This window comes from Arthrobacter cupressi, assembly GCF_900099975.1.
Lineage (GTDB): Bacteria > Actinomycetota > Actinomycetes > Actinomycetales > Micrococcaceae > Arthrobacter > Arthrobacter cupressi.
In genome coordinates this window covers 62,507-76,898 of record NZ_FNEI01000016.1, presented here as the reverse complement: position 1 = coordinate 76,898, position 14,392 = coordinate 62,507, and the positions used below count along the sequence as shown (strand labels likewise).

The following is a 14,392-nucleotide window of genomic DNA, read 5'->3' as shown; positions in this document are numbered from 1 at the left end:
GTCTGAGTTTACCCGCCCGGATGCGGGCCGGCAGCCACTGGGCTCAGGAACGGGCGGCCACGAGCCGCAGCCGAACCAGCCGGTACAGGATTCCGGCGGCGAACACCGCCACCCCGGCCAGCAGGGACGACGGTGGAAGTGTCGTCACGAGCAGCACGCACGCCAGCGCCCCCAGGACCTGCAGGGCCTTCGGATAGCGCCGCTGTTCCCCCTTTTGGGTGAACGCGGCGAGATTTGCCACGAGGTAGTACAGCAGCACGCCGAAAGAGGAGAACCCGATCGCCCCGCGCAGGTCCGCCACCGCAATGACCAGGCAGACCACGACGGCGAGGACCACCTCCGCGCGGTGCGGCACCTTGAAGCGGGGGTGGACGGCGGCGAGCCACACCGGTAGTTCAGCATCGCGGGCCATGGCCAGCGTGGTGCGGCCGATGCCGGCGATCAGGGCGAGGAGGGCGCCGAGTGCAGCGAGGGCGGCCGCGACGGACACGAACGGGACAAGCCAGGCCCAGGGACCGGCGGCGACCGCGGAAGCCAGCGGAGTGGCCGTGCCGGCCACTCCCCCGGGCCCGAGCACCGCGAGGATGCCGGAGGCCACGGCCACATACACCAGCACGGCGATGCCGAGGGAAATGCCGATCGCCCGCGGGATGGTGCGCTCAGGCCTGATGACCTCCTCGCCCAGTGTTGCGATCCGGGCGTAGCCGGCGAACGCGAAGAACAGCAGGCCCGCCGACTGGAGGATCCCGTACCAACCCCCGGTGAGCAGGCCGCCGTCGAACATCCGGCCCAACCCCGCGCCCGGGGAACCGGCCGCGCCGGCGATGCAGGCCGCCACGAGCAGCAGCAGCACCAGCAGCACGGCGGCGACGATGATCCGGGCGAGCCGGGCCGTGCGGGTCACGCCGCGGTAATTGACGGCGGCCAGGCCAAGCACTGCGGCGATGGCGAGGGGCCGCTCCCAGCCCGGAGGTGCCAGGTAGGCGGCGAAGGTGAGTGCCATGGCCGCGCTGCTGGCGGTCTTGCCGATCACGAAACCCCAGCCGGCCAGGAAGCCCGGCCACTCTCCGAGCTGCTGCCGCCCGTACAAATAGGTGCCGCCGGAGGACGGGTAGGCCGCGGCGAGCTGGGCCGAGGAGGTGGCATTGCAGTACGCCACGAAGGCGGCGATCAGCAGCCCGGCGAGCAGCCCGGCGCCTGCAGACTGCGCGGCCGGGGTGAAGGCGGCAAACACCCCGGCGCCGATCATGGACCCCAGGCCGATGGTCACGGCGTCAACGGTGCCCAGCCTGCGGGCCAGGGCCCCGCCCTTGTTGTCTGCCATTGCCGCCGCGCCGCGTCAGGCAGTGGTGATGCGGACGTTGAGGTCTTCGGCGGGGGGCGACCAGCTGGCCGGGTCCGCGTCGGTCTGCTCGCCGCTGCGGATGTCCTTGACCTGGTGCTTGCCGTCGTCGTCGGTGAACCAGACGAAGGGGATGCCGCGGCGGTCGGCGAACTTGATTTGCTTGCCGAACTTCTCGGCCTTCGCGGCCACCTCGGTGGCGATCCCCCGGGCGCGCAGCTGCGCGGCCACGTCCTGGGCGCCGGTCCAACTGTCATCGTTGTTTAGCGCAACGAGCACGGCGGTCGGAACGGAGCGCGATGCCGCGGCGAGTTCCTGGCTGAGGATGCGGGACACCAGTCGCGTGACCCCGATGGACAGGCCGACGCCCGGGAACGTGCGGTTGCCCTTGCGGGCGAGGGCGTCGTAGCGGCCGCCGGAGCAGATGGACCCCAGCTGATCGTGGCCGACCAGCACGGTTTCGACGACGGTGCCGGTGTAGTAGTCCAGGCCGCGGGCGATGCTGAGGTCGGCGAGGACTTTGCCCGGCGCACGCTGCACCGCGGCTTCGATGACCTGTTCCAGTTCGCTGAGGCCTTCCTCAAGCAGCTCGTGGCTGACGCCGAGGGCGCGGACCTGGTCCACGAAGGAGGTGTCTTCGGTGCGGATCGTCGCGAGGCTGAGGGCGAGCCGCGCCTGTTCGTCGCTGGCGCCCAGTTCGCTCTTGAGCAGTTCGGCCACCTTCTCCGCGCCAATCTTTTCGAGCTTGTCAATGCTGCGCAGCACCCCGGCGGTGTCGTCCAGGCCGATGCCGCGGTAGAAACCTTCGGCGAGCTTGCGGTTGTTGATCCGCAGGCGGAAGTCGGGGATGGGCAGGGCGCTCAGGGCCTCGGCGATCACCAGGGCGATCTCGACGTCGTAGCGGAAGGGCAGCTCGCCGTCGCCGACGACGTCGATGTCCGCCTGGGTGAACTCGCGGGCGCGGCCCTCCTGCGGGCGTTCGCCGCGCCACACCTTCTGGATCTGGTAGCGGCGGAACGGGAAGCTCAGGTATCCGGCGTTCTCGACGACGTAACGGGCGAACGGCACCGTCAGGTCGAAGTGCAGTGCAAGGGCGTGGTGGTCACCCTTCGCGGCGCGGGCTTCCTCTTCGTCTTCCTGCAGGCGGCTGAGGCCATAGACCTCTTTGTCGATTTCGCCCTTGCGCAGCAGCTGGCCCACAGTTTCCACGGCACGGGTCTCGATGGAGGAAAAGCCGTGGAGTTCAAAGACGCGGCGCAGGGTGTCCAGCACATGCAGTTCCACCAACCGTTCCTGGGGAAGCCACTCGGGGAATCCGGACAGGGAGGCGGTACGTGCCATGGTGGAATTTTCTCCTCAAAGGTTGCGCGCAGCAGGACGGGCCAGGAACCCGGGCCAATTCGGCTGCCGTGTCCTGCCTGCGCCCAGTCAGTCATGCATAAACTATGTGCGGCAGCCAGTTTATGCTTCCCGGCGCCCCCACATCCAATGTGGCCGGGCCGGGTCAGGCGGCCGCGAATGGAAGCTGTTCAAACAAGCAGGAGGACTCTTGGCAACTAGGCCGCGGGAGACGCGTGAAGCCAAACGGCGCATCCGGCAGATGGAGGCCAAGCGAGAGCTGCGGCAGGAACAAGGCAAGCGCCGCCGCTTCGACAATATTGTCGCGACCGCCGGCGGTGCCGCCGTCCTGGCTGTCGCCGTCGTCCTCCAGCTCACCGTGTTCAATTCCAACCCGACGGAGGCCGAGTACGCCGCCGCCCAGGCCGGCCTGAGCTCGCCCAGCGCCAGCCCGTCGCCGTCGAACGGGCCGGACATCCCCAAACCGGAAACTGCTGCGGGCAAGACCTTTACCGGCGAGCTCAAGCTCAACGGTGCCGCCGTCGGCGTTTCCCTCGACGGCACCAAGGCCCCGCAGGCTGCCGCGGTGTTCAAATCCCTGGCCGACTCGTCCTACTACAAGGGCCTGTTCTGCCCGCGGGTCACCACGGGCAGCACCTTCGCCCTGCTGCAGTGCGGCGGCACGAACCCCACCGACACCGGCGACGACAGCGGTTACCGCTGGGGCCCCCTGGAAAACACTCCGGCGGACAACAAATACCCGGCCGGCACCATCGCGGTGGCACGCAGCGGCGATAACGCCTACGGGAACGGGCACCAGTTCTTCATCGTCTACAAAGACACCGTCATTCCCGCGGACAGCGCCGGCGGCTACACCATTGTGGGCAAGGTGACCAGCGGGCTGGACGCGGTGGCGAAGATCGCCGCGGCAGGTCTCAAAGCCGGCAGTTCGGGCACCGACGGCGCCCCTGTGGCAACAGTCACGATAGACTCGTTTTCCCTGAAGTAAACAGCCGGGCCACCCCGCGCGGCGCCTTACCTTAGTAATCCCTCCAAGCGAAAGACTTTTAGCGGTGACACACAGTCAGCAATCCGACGAAACTGCAGTAACGGCCAACGAAGAAGAGCAGCTCGCTGCAACGGAAACGCCTGAGCCCGGGGCTGCCCCGGCGCCGCGTCCCGCCGCCCCCTCCCCGGCGGCGTTCGCAGCCCGCCCGAAGGCCGCACCGAGCGTCATTCCCGCAGCGCCCGCACCTGCGCCCTCGGCCGTTTCGCTGGCGGAGGCTTCCAAGTGGGGCCGCGCCGAGGAGGACGGCCACGTCTTCCTGACCATCGACGGCGGCGAGCAGCCGGTGGGCCAGTATCCGGGAGTGAGCCGCGAGGAAGCCCTGGGCTATTTCGCGCGGAAGTTCGAGGACGTGCTGGCGCAGATCGTGCTGCTGGAGCACCGCGTCGAATCCAAGGCTCCGGCCACGGACATGCAGAAGACCGTAAACCACCTGCGCGAGCAGCTCGCCGAACGCAACATGGTGGGCGACATCCGCTCTGCGGAGGGACGCCTCGACACTCTGACTGAGCAGATCACCGAGCTTGAAAAGGCTGAGAAGGCCGCGCACGACGCCGCGCGCACCGCCGAACTCGCTGCCCGCGAGGCGATCGTGGCGGAGGCGGAAGCCATCTCCGGCCAGGACCCGGCCCAGGTGCAGTGGAAGACCTCCAGCGCCCGCATGAACGAGCTTTTCGAAAGCTGGAAGACGGCACAAAAGAACGGCATCCGCCTCGGCCGCAGCAACGAAGACGCCCTGTGGAAGCGCTTCCGTGCGGCCCGCACCGTGTTCGACAGGCACCGCCGCGCTTACTTCTCGCAGCTGGACAGCACCAACTCCGCGGCCAAGGCCGCCAAGGAGAAGCTCATCGCCGAGGCCGAGGCCCTGTCAGACTCCACCGACTGGGGTTACACCGCGGGCGAGTACCGCCGCCTGATGGACCAGTGGAAGGCCACCCCGCGGGCGAGCCGGAAGGACGACGACGCGCTGTGGCTGCGCTTCCGCGCCGCCCAGGATGTCTTCTTCAGCAAGCGCCAGGCCGCCAACGAGGAAATCGACCAGCAGTACGCGGCGAACCTCGTGGTCAAGGAGGAATTGATCGCCGAGGCACAGGCCCTGCTGCCGATCACCGACCTCGGCGCTGCCAAGAAGGCCCTGCAGTCCATCCGCGACCGCTGGGACGAGGCCGGCAAGGTTCCGCGTGCCGACATGGGCCGGATCGAAGCGGGCCTGCGGAAGGTCGAGGACGCCGTCCGCGAAGCCGAAGACGACAAGTGGCGCCGCAGCAACCCCGAAACCAAGGCACGCACCAACAGCGCCCTCGCGCAGCTTGAAGCCGCCATCGCCGGGTTGAAGGACGACCTGGCGGAGGCGGAGAAATCCGGCGACGCCCGCGGCATCAAGGAAGCACGCGAAGCCCTCGAGGCGCGCCAGGCCTGGCTGGACCAGATCCAGCGCTCGGCCAGCGACCTCGGCTAAGGCTCCGAACGCCTGAGCTACGCACCGCCCGTGCAGGCCCGGTTCCGGTTATCCACATAACCCGGACCGGGCCTGTACGCGTTTAAGCCGGCGGGCCATGATGGCTCAATGACCGCCACACCAACGCCCACGGAGCCGGGGCTCCCGCTCCAGGAGCTGTACTCCCCCGGCGACGTGTTCAGTCACGCCGAACTGCAGTCCATGGCGTTCGACGGCGTCCTGCAGCCGCTGTACGGCGAAAGCTTCACCGCCCCGGGAGAGAGCGTGACGCCGCGGCTGCGCGCCAGGGCGGCCGGACTCGTGGTTCCGGAGCATATCCGGCAGAAGGTGGTGGCCGGCCGAATGACGGCGGCGTGGATCTACGGCTGCGGCAACGCCCCGGAGAGACTCTCGCTGCTGGTGGACGCCAAGCACCGGATCTCGAGCCTCCGGTCGACGCGGGGCTGCATCCTGCACGAAGTCCGGCTTGGCCCGCTGGACGTGATGAGCATCGGCGGGCTTCTGGTCACCAGTCCGCTGCGCACCGCCGTCGACGTCGCCCTTCACGTGGAGGCCGAGCGCGCGGTCCCGGCGCTGCAGGCGCTGCTGGACCGGGCCGACCTGGGGATCCGGCTACGCCTGCTGGTCCTGGCCGTGGAGGCGACCCCGCGGGTGCCGCACAAGAAGGCGGCACTGGCCAAGCTCGCGGTGCTGTCGGGACCTTCGGCGGCATGACGGTCCGCCGCGTGATGTGCCTTGCGCCCGCCGTGCTCCTAGCTGCGGCGCCGGTTCCCGGTGGTCCGGTACACGTCGAACACGCCGTCGATCCTGCGGACCGCGCTTAGGACGTGGTGCAGGTACTTCGGGTCGCCCATCTCAAAGGCAAAACGGGAGATCGCCACGCGGTCGCTGGAGGTGTGCACGGAAGCGGCCAGGATGTTGACGTGGTTGTCCGAGAGCACCCGGGTCACATCGGACAGCAGGGACTTCCGGTCCAGGGCTTCCACCTGGATTTCCACGAGGAACACGCTGGACTGGGTGGGCGCCCATTCGACTTCGACGATCCGGTCCGGCTGGTCGCGGAGCCCGGCCACGTTCGTGCAGTCCGTGCGGTGCACCGACACGCCCGAACCGCGGGTGACGAAGCCCAGGATGGGGTCCGGCGGAACCGGTGTACAACAGCGGGCGAGCTTCACCCACACGTCCCCCACGCCGCGGACGATGACGCCTGAGTCGGAGTATCGGGTCTTCGCCACCTGGGTGGGAACACTGACTTCGTCCAGTTCCTCATCAGGGGTTTCCTGCCCGCCAAGGTGCTCCACGAGCTTTTCCATGACGGACTGCGCGGAGGTGTGCCCGTCCCCCACCCCGGCGTACAGGCCGGAGATATCCACGTAGTGGAAGTCTTCCGCCACCGCGGAGAGCGCGTCGTGGGTCATGAGTCGCTGCAGCGGCAGGTTCTGCTTGCGCATCGCGCGGGTGAGCAGGTCCTTGCCGCGCTCGATCGCTTCCTCGCGGCGTTCCTTGCTGAACCACTGGCGGATCTTGTTGCGCGCCCGGGCGCTCTTGACGAAGTGCTGCCAGTCCTGGCTCGGACCCGCGCCTTCGGCCTTGGAGGTGAAGATCTCCACCCAGTCGCCGTGGTTGAGTTCGCTGTTGAGCGGCACCAGCTTGCCGTTCACCCGGGCGCCGATGGTCCGGTGCCCCACCTCGGTGTGCACGGCGTAGGCAAAGTCCACGGGTGTGGAACCAGCCGGAAGCGCCATGACCTCACCCTTGGGAGTGAACACGAAGACTTCGCGGGCGTTGATCTCGAAGCGCAGGGAATCGAGGAACTCGCCCGGATCCGAGGTTTCCTGCTGCCAGTCGACCAGGGAGCGCAGCCAGCCCATGTCGCCGTCGCGGGGGCTGCCGGGTCCGACGGCGGTCCGGTTGGGCTGGTCCTTGTACTTCCAGTGGGCGGCCACACCGTATTCGGCGCGGCGGTGCATCTCGTGCGTGCGGATCTGGATTTCCACCGGCTTGCCGCCGGGCCCGATCACCGTGGTGTGCAGGGACTGGTACATGTTGAACTTCGGCATCGCGATGTAGTCCTTGAACCGGCCGGGCAGCGGGTTCCAGCGCGCGTGCAGGGTGCCGAGCGCCGCGTAACAGTCCCGGACGGTGTCGACCAGGACGCGCACGCCCATCAGGTCGTTGATGTCGTCAAAGTCCTTATCGCGAACCACCATCTTCTGGTAGATGGAGTAGTAGTGCTTGGGCCGGCCGGTGATGGTGGCCTTGATTTTCGCCAGGCGCAGGTCGTCGGCGATCTGGTTGCGGATGACGCTGAGGCTCTTCTCGCGTTCCGGGGTGCGGTCGCCCACCATCCGGACGATTTCCTCGTACACCTTGGGATACAGCGCCGCGAAGGACAGGTCCTCGAGTTCCCATTTGATGGTGTTCATGCCCAGGCGGTGGGCCAGCGGCGCGAAGATCTCCAGGGTTTCGCGGGCCTTCCGGGAGGAGGACTCCGCGGAGACGAAGCGCCAGGTCCGCGCATTGTGCAGGCGGTCGGCGAGCTTGATCATCAGGACCCGGATGTCCTTCGCCATGGCCACGACCATTTTGCGAACGGTTTCCGACTGGGCGGCGTCGCCAAACTGCACCTTGTCCAGCTTGGTCACGCCGTCCACCAGCATGGCGACTTCCGGACCGAAGTCCCGGGTGAGGTCGGCCAGCGTGTAGGGGGTGTCCTCCACGGTGTCGTGGAGCAGGGCTGCAGCGAGCGTTGTCCCGGTCATGCCCAGTTCCGCCAGGATGGTGGCGACGGCGACGGGGTGGGTGATGTAGGGGTCGCCGCTCTTGCGCTTCTGCCCCTGGTGGCTGCGTTCTGCTATGGCGAAGGCCCGCTGGATGAGGTCGAAGTCTTCCTTGGGGTTGTTCGCCCGCACGGTCCGCAGGAGGGGTTCGAGGATCGGCGAGTAGGTGGCGACGCCGCGTCCGGTCAGCCGGGCCAGACGGGAGCGCGTTCGTTCGCGCCGTCCGGGGAAGGTCGGCCGGATGCCAAAGCTGTCTACAGGCACGCTGCCTGTAGTACTTGCCGACAGCGCGGAACCGGTTCCGGAGGCACGGCCCAGGCCGTTGTCCCCGCCCGCCGGTGGCGCCGACGTCGTACGTTCCTCCACAGATCTCCCCTCACGGACGAATCAATTAACCCAGTGTATTCCTGCCGTGGCATCCGTCGGGAACCTCCGGGAACATGACAAACGCCGGAGGGCCGGCCGCCGTGTAATGCGGCGGCCGGCCCTCCGGCGGCGTGACTGGCTCAGGCGGTGGCGGGCTCGTCCGCCGTGGCGTTTCCTGAAGCGTGGCGGGAGGCGACCTTCTTGGCCTGCTTGACCAGTTCCGGTTCGCCCTGGCGCAGCCAGGCGTACAGCGGCGCGGCGATGAAGATCGTGGCCGCGGTGCCGATCAGGATGCCGACGAACAGGGCCAGGGACAGGTCCCGCAAAGTGCCGGCGCCGAGCAGGCCGGCACCGATGAACAGGATCGCTGCGACCGGGAGGACAGCCACCATCATGGTGTTGATCGAGCGGACCAGGGTCTGGTTAACCGCGAGGTTCACTTCCCCGGCAAAGGTCCGCCGCGTGGAGGTGCCGATGTCCGAGGTGTTTTCGCGGATCTTGTCGAACACCACCACGGTGTCGTAGAGCGAATAGCTCAGGACCGTGAGGAACCCGATGATCGCCGACGGCGTGACCTCGAAGTCACTGGCGGAGTACACGCCGGCGGTGATGACCATGGTGACCACCATGCCGGCGAGGGCGGACACGGACATCTTCCAGGTCCGGAAGTACAAAGCCATGAGGACCGCCGCGAGGCCGACGAACACCGTCAGGCCGATCAGTGCCTGCTTGGTGACGTCCTGGCCCCAGGTGGGACCGATGAAGGTCGAGGTGACCTCGTTGTCCGTGACCCCGTAGGCGGAGGTCAGGCCTTCCTTGATACGCAGGGTCTCGTCGTCGGTCAGCTTGTCGGTCTGGATCCGCATGGTGTTGCCGGCGACGTTCGCCACGCGCGGCACGGCGCCGGCGACGACGTCGTGCACGGCTTTCTCGCCCAGCGTCGAGTCGGTGGTCTTGACGTTCGAGACCGTGAATTCGGACCCGCCGCGGAACTCGATGCCAAGGTTGAAGCCGCCCTTGACCGCCGGCAGCAAGATGGACACGGCCATCGCCACCACGGCGATCAGGAACCAGATTTTCTTGGTGCCGACGAAGTCGTAGGAACGCTTCCCGGTGTAGAGCTCGTTGCCGAAGCGTGCAAAGCTGCTGGTCATTACTTGCCTTCCTTGGTTCCGCCGGAAGAACGGTTGCCCTTCGAAGATCCGGACAGTTCGCCCTGCTTCTCGGCGAGCCGGCGTTCGGCAATGGTCATGCGGCGCTCGGCCTCCGCAGCCGCGCCAGTGTTGCGGGGGCGAACGACTGCCGGCTTTTCCGCAGGAGTCCGGAGCCGGCCGGCTCCACGGTACAACGGGACGGCGCCGAGCCGGGCCGGGTCCAGGCCGGAGAACCGGTGGCCCTCGCCGAAGAACTTCGTGCGGGCGAGCACCTGCAGGGTGGGATGCGTGAACATGAAGACCACCAAGAGGTCCGCCAGCGCCGTCAGGCCGAGGGTGAACGCGAAGCCGCGGACGTTGCCGACGGCCACGAAGTACAGCACCAATGCGGCGAGCAGGTTGACCGCCTTGGACGCCAGCACGGTACGCTTGGCGCGCTTCCAGCCGTTCTCGACGGCGGAGACCAGGCCCTTGCCTTCGCGCAGTTCGTCGCGGATGCGTTCGAAGTAGACGATGAAGGAGTCCGCCGTCTGGCCGATCGCGACGATGAGGCCCGCGACGCCGGCCAGGGACAGTCGGTAGTTCTCGGTCCAGCCGAGGATGGCAATGGCGAGGTAGGTCAGGCCGCCCGCGACGACGAGCGAGGCGATGGTGACGAAGCCGAGCGCCCGGTACTGGAACAGCGAGTACACCACCACGAGCAGCAGGCCGATGATGCCGGCCAGCAGGCCCAGGCGGAGCTGCTCGCCGCCGAGGGTGGCCGAGATCTGCTCTTCGGACTGGATATCGAAACTGATGGGCAGCGCGCCGTAACGCAGCTGGTCGGAAAGTGCCTTGGCGGTCTGTTCCGTGAAGTTGCCGGTGATCTGCGGGCGGCCGTCGGTGATGACGGCAAGGGAACGGGGTGCGGAGATGACCTGGTCGTCAAGGACAATGGCGAACTGCGCCTTCGGGTCATTGCCGCCCTGCGCCTGGGAGGCCACGTAGTACTGGTTGAGGCGCTCGGTGACCGACTTGAAGGTCTTGGTGGCGGCATCGTTAAAGGTGATGTTCACGCCCCAGTCGTTGGTCACGGAACCCTGTGCGCCCTGGACGGGGCTGAAGCTGGAGGACGTGATGTCCTGGCCCTTCACCTCGACCGGTCCAAGGATGTACTTGATGGCAGGCGTCTCGGCCGTGGCTGCTTCACAGGTGACCAGAGGCTTGGCCGGGTCGGAGCGTTCCTGCTTGTCCTGGGCCGGGTTGTTGCAGTCCAGCGCTTCAAAGGCCTTGTAGACGTCGGCGGTTACCCAGTTGTTGTCGCTTGCGTTGGTGGGCTTCGCTGTCGGCTTGGGCAGGTCCGCGTCCTTGGTGCGGGATTCCACGGGAACCGCGGCACCGTCGCTGGCCGCAATGACCGGGCGGAAGTTCATGTCGGCAGAGGCCTGGATCAGGGCGCGGGTCTCCTTGGAGGGGGTACCCGGGAGGCTGACCACCACGTTGCGGCCGGACTGGGTGCTGATTTCGGCTTCGGCGACGCCGGAACCGTCCACGCGCTGGCGGATGATTGCCACGGCCTGGTTCAGTTGGTCCTCATTGATTTCCGAGGAGCCTTCAACCTTGGGCGCCAGGATCATCTGGGTACCACCCTCGAGGTCAAGGGCGAGCTTCGGAGCCCAGCTTGCCTGGCCCGCGATGACGCCGCCGCCAAGGACGGCGGTCAGCGCAGCGAATATTGCGACAAGCCAGATCAGCACCCTGCGGGCTGGGTTCTTGCGGCCGGTTCGTGCCATGTTCGATCTTCCTGTTGTGACGGAACTACCGCCGGCCCTCGCTTGTAAGCGCCGGCCGGCGGCAGGTCTTTGCCGGGGAAACGTGTCCGCCTTGAAGAGGCGCGGGACTAGCTGTCCTTCTTGTCTTCTCCGTTGAGCCGCTTGATGGTCTCTTCCGGGGTTTCGGTGGAATCGACCGTGGAGCCGGACTCCGGCTGGGCGCTCAGCGAGGAGGCGTCGTCCGGGACCTCGACGGCGTCGTCGGCCACCACGGGAGCGTCAACAACCTTGGTGACGGCCTGGCGGTGGACGGTGGCGAGGTTTCCGGGGGAAAGCTCAAGGACGACCTTGTTCTCGGCTTCGTCGATCGACACGATGCGGCCGAACAAACCGAAGCTGGTCATCACGTCCACGCCCGGGGCAAACTTCGACTGCAATTCGGCCTGCTGCTCCCGGGCCTTCTTGTTGCGGCGGAACATCATGAAGATGAAGACGCCAAGAAGGACAAACAGCAGAATGTTCATTACATCCACGGGGAAGTTCCATTTCTTTGCATACGTTGAGGTTCACGGCATCGCTCCCCTGGTGGATCCGGCAGCGGAGAAATCCCCCGACAGGCCGGAGTGCACCGCCGGATGGCGGGCATGGCTCCATGGGCTCGAACGTGCCGAGCGTCATACCAGTCTAGGGGGAAAAGCTGGGAGCAGGGTTACAAACCGGATTCGACGGGCTGGTCCGTGTTGTCTTCCTCGCTGAACAGGTCCAGCGGATCCTGTCCGAAGACGCCGGCGGGCACGGCGTAGCCAAGGTGCGTCCACGCCGGGGCCAGGGCGATCCTGCCCCGCGGAGTCCGGCCCAGCAGGCCCTCGCGCACCAGGAACGGTTCGGCCACGGTTTCCACGGTCTCGGGTTCTTCGCCGACGGCGATCGCCAGGGTGGAGAGCCCCACCGGGCCGCCGTTGAACTTGGTGATGAGGGCATCGAGGACCGAACGGTCCAGGCGGTCCAGCCCGCGCTGGTCCACCTCATACATATCCAGGGCCGCCGATGCGGCGCGGGCATCGATCTGCTCGACGGCGTGCACCAGCGCCCAGTCGCGGACGCGGCGGAGCAGGCGGTTGGCGATGCGGGGCGTGCCCCGCGAGCGGCCGGCGATTTCGGCGAAGCCTGCCGAGGTCACCTTGAGGTCGAGCAGGCCGGCCGAGCGGCGGAGGACGAGTTCGAGTTCTTCGACGGAATAGAACTCCAGGTGTCCGGTGAACCCGAAGCGGTCGCGCAGCGGTCCGGGCAGAAGGCCCGCGCGGGTGGTGGCGCCGACCAGGGTGAAGGGCGGCAGTTCCAGCGGGATGGCCGTGGCGCCGGCTCCCTTGCCCACCACGATGTCCACCCGGAAGTCCTCCATGGCCATGTAGAGCATTTCCTCCGCGGGCCGGGACATCCGGTGGATTTCGTCCAGGAACAGGACCTCGCCCTCGGAGAGGGAAGACAGGATCGCGGCGAGGTCCCCTGCGTGCTGGATGGCCGGGCCGCTGCTGATCCGCAGGGGCACGTTCATTTCCGCGGCGATGATCATCGACAGGGTGGTTTTTCCGAGGCCGGGCGGGCCGGAGAGCAGCACGTGGTCCGCGCTGCGGCCGCGGATCCGGGAGGCTTCCAGCACCAGCGCGAGTTGCTTGCGAACTCGGTGCTGGCCGACGAAGTCGTGCAGGTTCTTCGGGCGGAGGGCGGCCTCGATGACGCGCTCTTCCGGTTCCTCGCCGCCGGAGACGAGGGACGGCTCAGCCACGGCTGCCTACCCTGTTGCCGGCGCGCGCGCCGTCCTGGCCGAGCCAGCGCAGCGTGGCGCGCAGGATCTGCGCGACGTCCCCGGCCTGGGCGAGGTCCGGGGAGTCGGCCATGGCCTTGTCGATGCTTCCGCCGGCGTCCTTCTCGGACCAGCCGAGGCTCGTCATCGCCGCCACGACCTGCGGCTTCCAGTCTGCCGCGGAGGCTGCCGCCTGGACGGGGGCCGGGCCCGTGCCGTGCGGCACCAGTTTGCCGGAGAGTTCCAGGACGATCCGGCCGGCCACCTTCGGGCCGATGCCCGGGACCTTGGTAAAGGCCTTCCCGTCGCCGCTGTGCGCGGCCACCCGGATCGTCTCGGGATCGTGCACGGCGAGCACGGCGAGGGCCAGCCGCGGCCCAACCCCGCTCACACTGAGCAGGACCTCGAAAACCTCGCGTTCGTCGTCGTCGGCAAAGGCGAACAGCGTGAGGGAATCTTCCCGGACGATCAGGGAGGTGAACAGCTTCGCTTCCTCACCGACGTGCAGGCGGCTGAGGGTCTGCGGGGTGGCGAACACGGCCATACCGGCGCCGTTGAGGTCGATGACCGCCGTGGACAGACCCACATGCGCCACCGTTCCGCGAAGAAAACTGATCAAAGCCGGCTCCTGAACCCAAACTCGCTGTCAAACCTGTTGCCAATCAAAACGTGGTTCCAGGTACTGACGATCCGAACATATCTACGAATACCCTAACAAGGGCCGGCGACATTCAGCGGCCGCGGCGCGCTTTGGCCTCGGCTTCGGCCCAGGCGCGCTGGGCAGGGGTCAGGGCGTTGCTGCCCGGTCCGGTGGTCGCGGCAGCGGCGCCGCTGCCCGCCCGCCAGGCGTGTGTCACCGCCAGGGCCAGGGCGTCTGCGGCGTCGGCGGGCTTCGGCGGCGCGTCAAGGCGCAGGATCTTGGTGATCAGTTTCGTGACGGCGTCCTTGTTGGCACCGCCGCTGCCTGTCACGGCTGCCTTCACTTCGGAAGGGGTGTGCAGTGCCACCGGGATCCCCCGGCGCGCCGCGGCAGCGATCACGACGCCGGAGGCCTGGGCCACGCCCATCACCGTGCTGACGTTGAGCTGCGAGAACACGCGTTCCACGGCCATCACATCCGGTTTGTGCAGCTCGAGCCATTCGTCGATCGCCTCGGCGATCACCAGCAGCCGGCGGTCGATCGTCTCTTCGGGGGACGTCCCCACCACACCGACGGCGACCATGGTCGCCCGCCGGTTCCGTTCGACGTCGACCACTCCGATACCGCAACGGGTAAGGCCCGGATCGACTCCCAATACGCGAAGAGTCAAGTCCGGGCCTTCCTGTTGGTTC

The 14,392-nt window shown here is 67.5% G+C and carries 12 protein-coding genes; 3 read left to right on the top strand and 9 right to left on the bottom strand.

Annotation, left to right across the window (positions count from 1 at the left end):
* Window positions 1–43: 43 nt before the first annotated feature.
* Both BLP88_RS16190 and hisS read right to left on the bottom strand, forming a co-directional pair.
* Window positions 44–1,324, bottom strand: a complete 1,281-nt coding sequence (locus BLP88_RS16190; protein WP_074590885.1) for an APC family permease — start codon at window positions 1,322–1,324, stop codon at window positions 44–46.
* A 15-nt stretch (window positions 1,325–1,339) separates the two neighbouring features.
* On the bottom strand, window positions 1,340–2,683 hold the full coding sequence (gene hisS / locus BLP88_RS16185; RefSeq protein ID WP_074590884.1) for a histidine--tRNA ligase: 1,344 nt from the start codon (window positions 2,681–2,683) through the stop codon (window positions 1,340–1,342).
* 208 nt (window positions 2,684–2,891) lie between these two features.
* Between hisS and BLP88_RS16180 the strand changes: the two genes are divergently transcribed.
* From BLP88_RS16180 to BLP88_RS16170, 3 genes are all read left to right on the top strand, one after another.
* Window positions 2,892–3,689, top strand: a complete 798-nt coding sequence (locus BLP88_RS16180; protein WP_074590883.1) for a peptidylprolyl isomerase — start codon at window positions 2,892–2,894, stop codon at window positions 3,687–3,689.
* A gap of 64 nt (window positions 3,690–3,753) precedes the next feature.
* On the top strand, window positions 3,754–5,205 hold the full coding sequence (locus tag BLP88_RS16175; RefSeq protein ID WP_074590881.1) for a DUF349 domain-containing protein: 1,452 nt from the start codon (window positions 3,754–3,756) through the stop codon (window positions 5,203–5,205).
* 108 nt (window positions 5,206–5,313) lie between these two features.
* Entirely contained in the window at window positions 5,314–5,919 is a 606-nt protein-coding gene (locus BLP88_RS16170; RefSeq protein ID WP_074590873.1) for a type IV toxin-antitoxin system AbiEi family antitoxin, read from the top strand.
* Between the two features lie 38 nt (window positions 5,920–5,957).
* Here BLP88_RS16170 and BLP88_RS16165 read toward each other — a convergent pair whose 3' ends face one another.
* From BLP88_RS16165 to ruvC, 7 genes are all read right to left on the bottom strand, one after another.
* Window positions 5,958–8,351 (bottom strand): RelA/SpoT family protein, encoded by a 2,394-nt coding sequence (locus BLP88_RS16165; protein ID WP_074590871.1) that lies wholly within the window; start codon window positions 8,349–8,351, stop codon window positions 5,958–5,960.
* A 140-nt stretch (window positions 8,352–8,491) separates the two neighbouring features.
* Window positions 8,492–9,505, bottom strand: coding sequence for a protein translocase subunit SecF (gene secF, locus BLP88_RS16160; protein ID WP_074590869.1), 1,014 nt, complete (start codon window positions 9,503–9,505; stop codon window positions 8,492–8,494).
* Entirely contained in the window at window positions 9,505–11,277 is a 1,773-nt protein-coding gene (gene secD, locus BLP88_RS16155) for a protein translocase subunit SecD (protein WP_074590867.1), read from the bottom strand. Before secD ends, secF begins: the two co-directional genes overlap by 1 nt.
* Before the next feature lie 107 nt (window positions 11,278–11,384).
* The gene (gene yajC, locus BLP88_RS16150; protein ID WP_074590865.1) at window positions 11,385–11,780 is read right to left on the bottom strand and encodes a preprotein translocase subunit YajC; all 396 of its coding nucleotides are present in this window, start codon (window positions 11,778–11,780) and stop codon (window positions 11,385–11,387) included.
* A 185-nt stretch (window positions 11,781–11,965) separates the two neighbouring features.
* Complete coding sequence (gene ruvB, locus BLP88_RS16145) at window positions 11,966–13,042, bottom strand: Holliday junction branch migration DNA helicase RuvB (protein ID WP_074590863.1); 1,077 nt, start codon at window positions 13,040–13,042, stop codon at window positions 11,966–11,968.
* Window positions 13,035–13,679: a Holliday junction branch migration protein RuvA gene (ruvA, locus tag BLP88_RS16140; protein ID WP_074590861.1), complete on the bottom strand. Its 645-nt coding sequence runs from the start codon at window positions 13,677–13,679 to the stop codon at window positions 13,035–13,037. Before ruvA ends, ruvB begins: the two co-directional genes overlap by 8 nt.
* A 112-nt stretch (window positions 13,680–13,791) precedes the next feature.
* Window positions 13,792–14,370 carry a crossover junction endodeoxyribonuclease RuvC gene (gene ruvC / locus BLP88_RS16135; RefSeq protein ID WP_074590859.1) on the bottom strand — a complete coding sequence of 193 codons (579 nt, stop codon included), beginning with the start codon at window positions 14,368–14,370 and terminating at the stop codon, window positions 13,792–13,794.
* Between the last annotated feature and the right edge of the window lie 22 nt (window positions 14,371–14,392).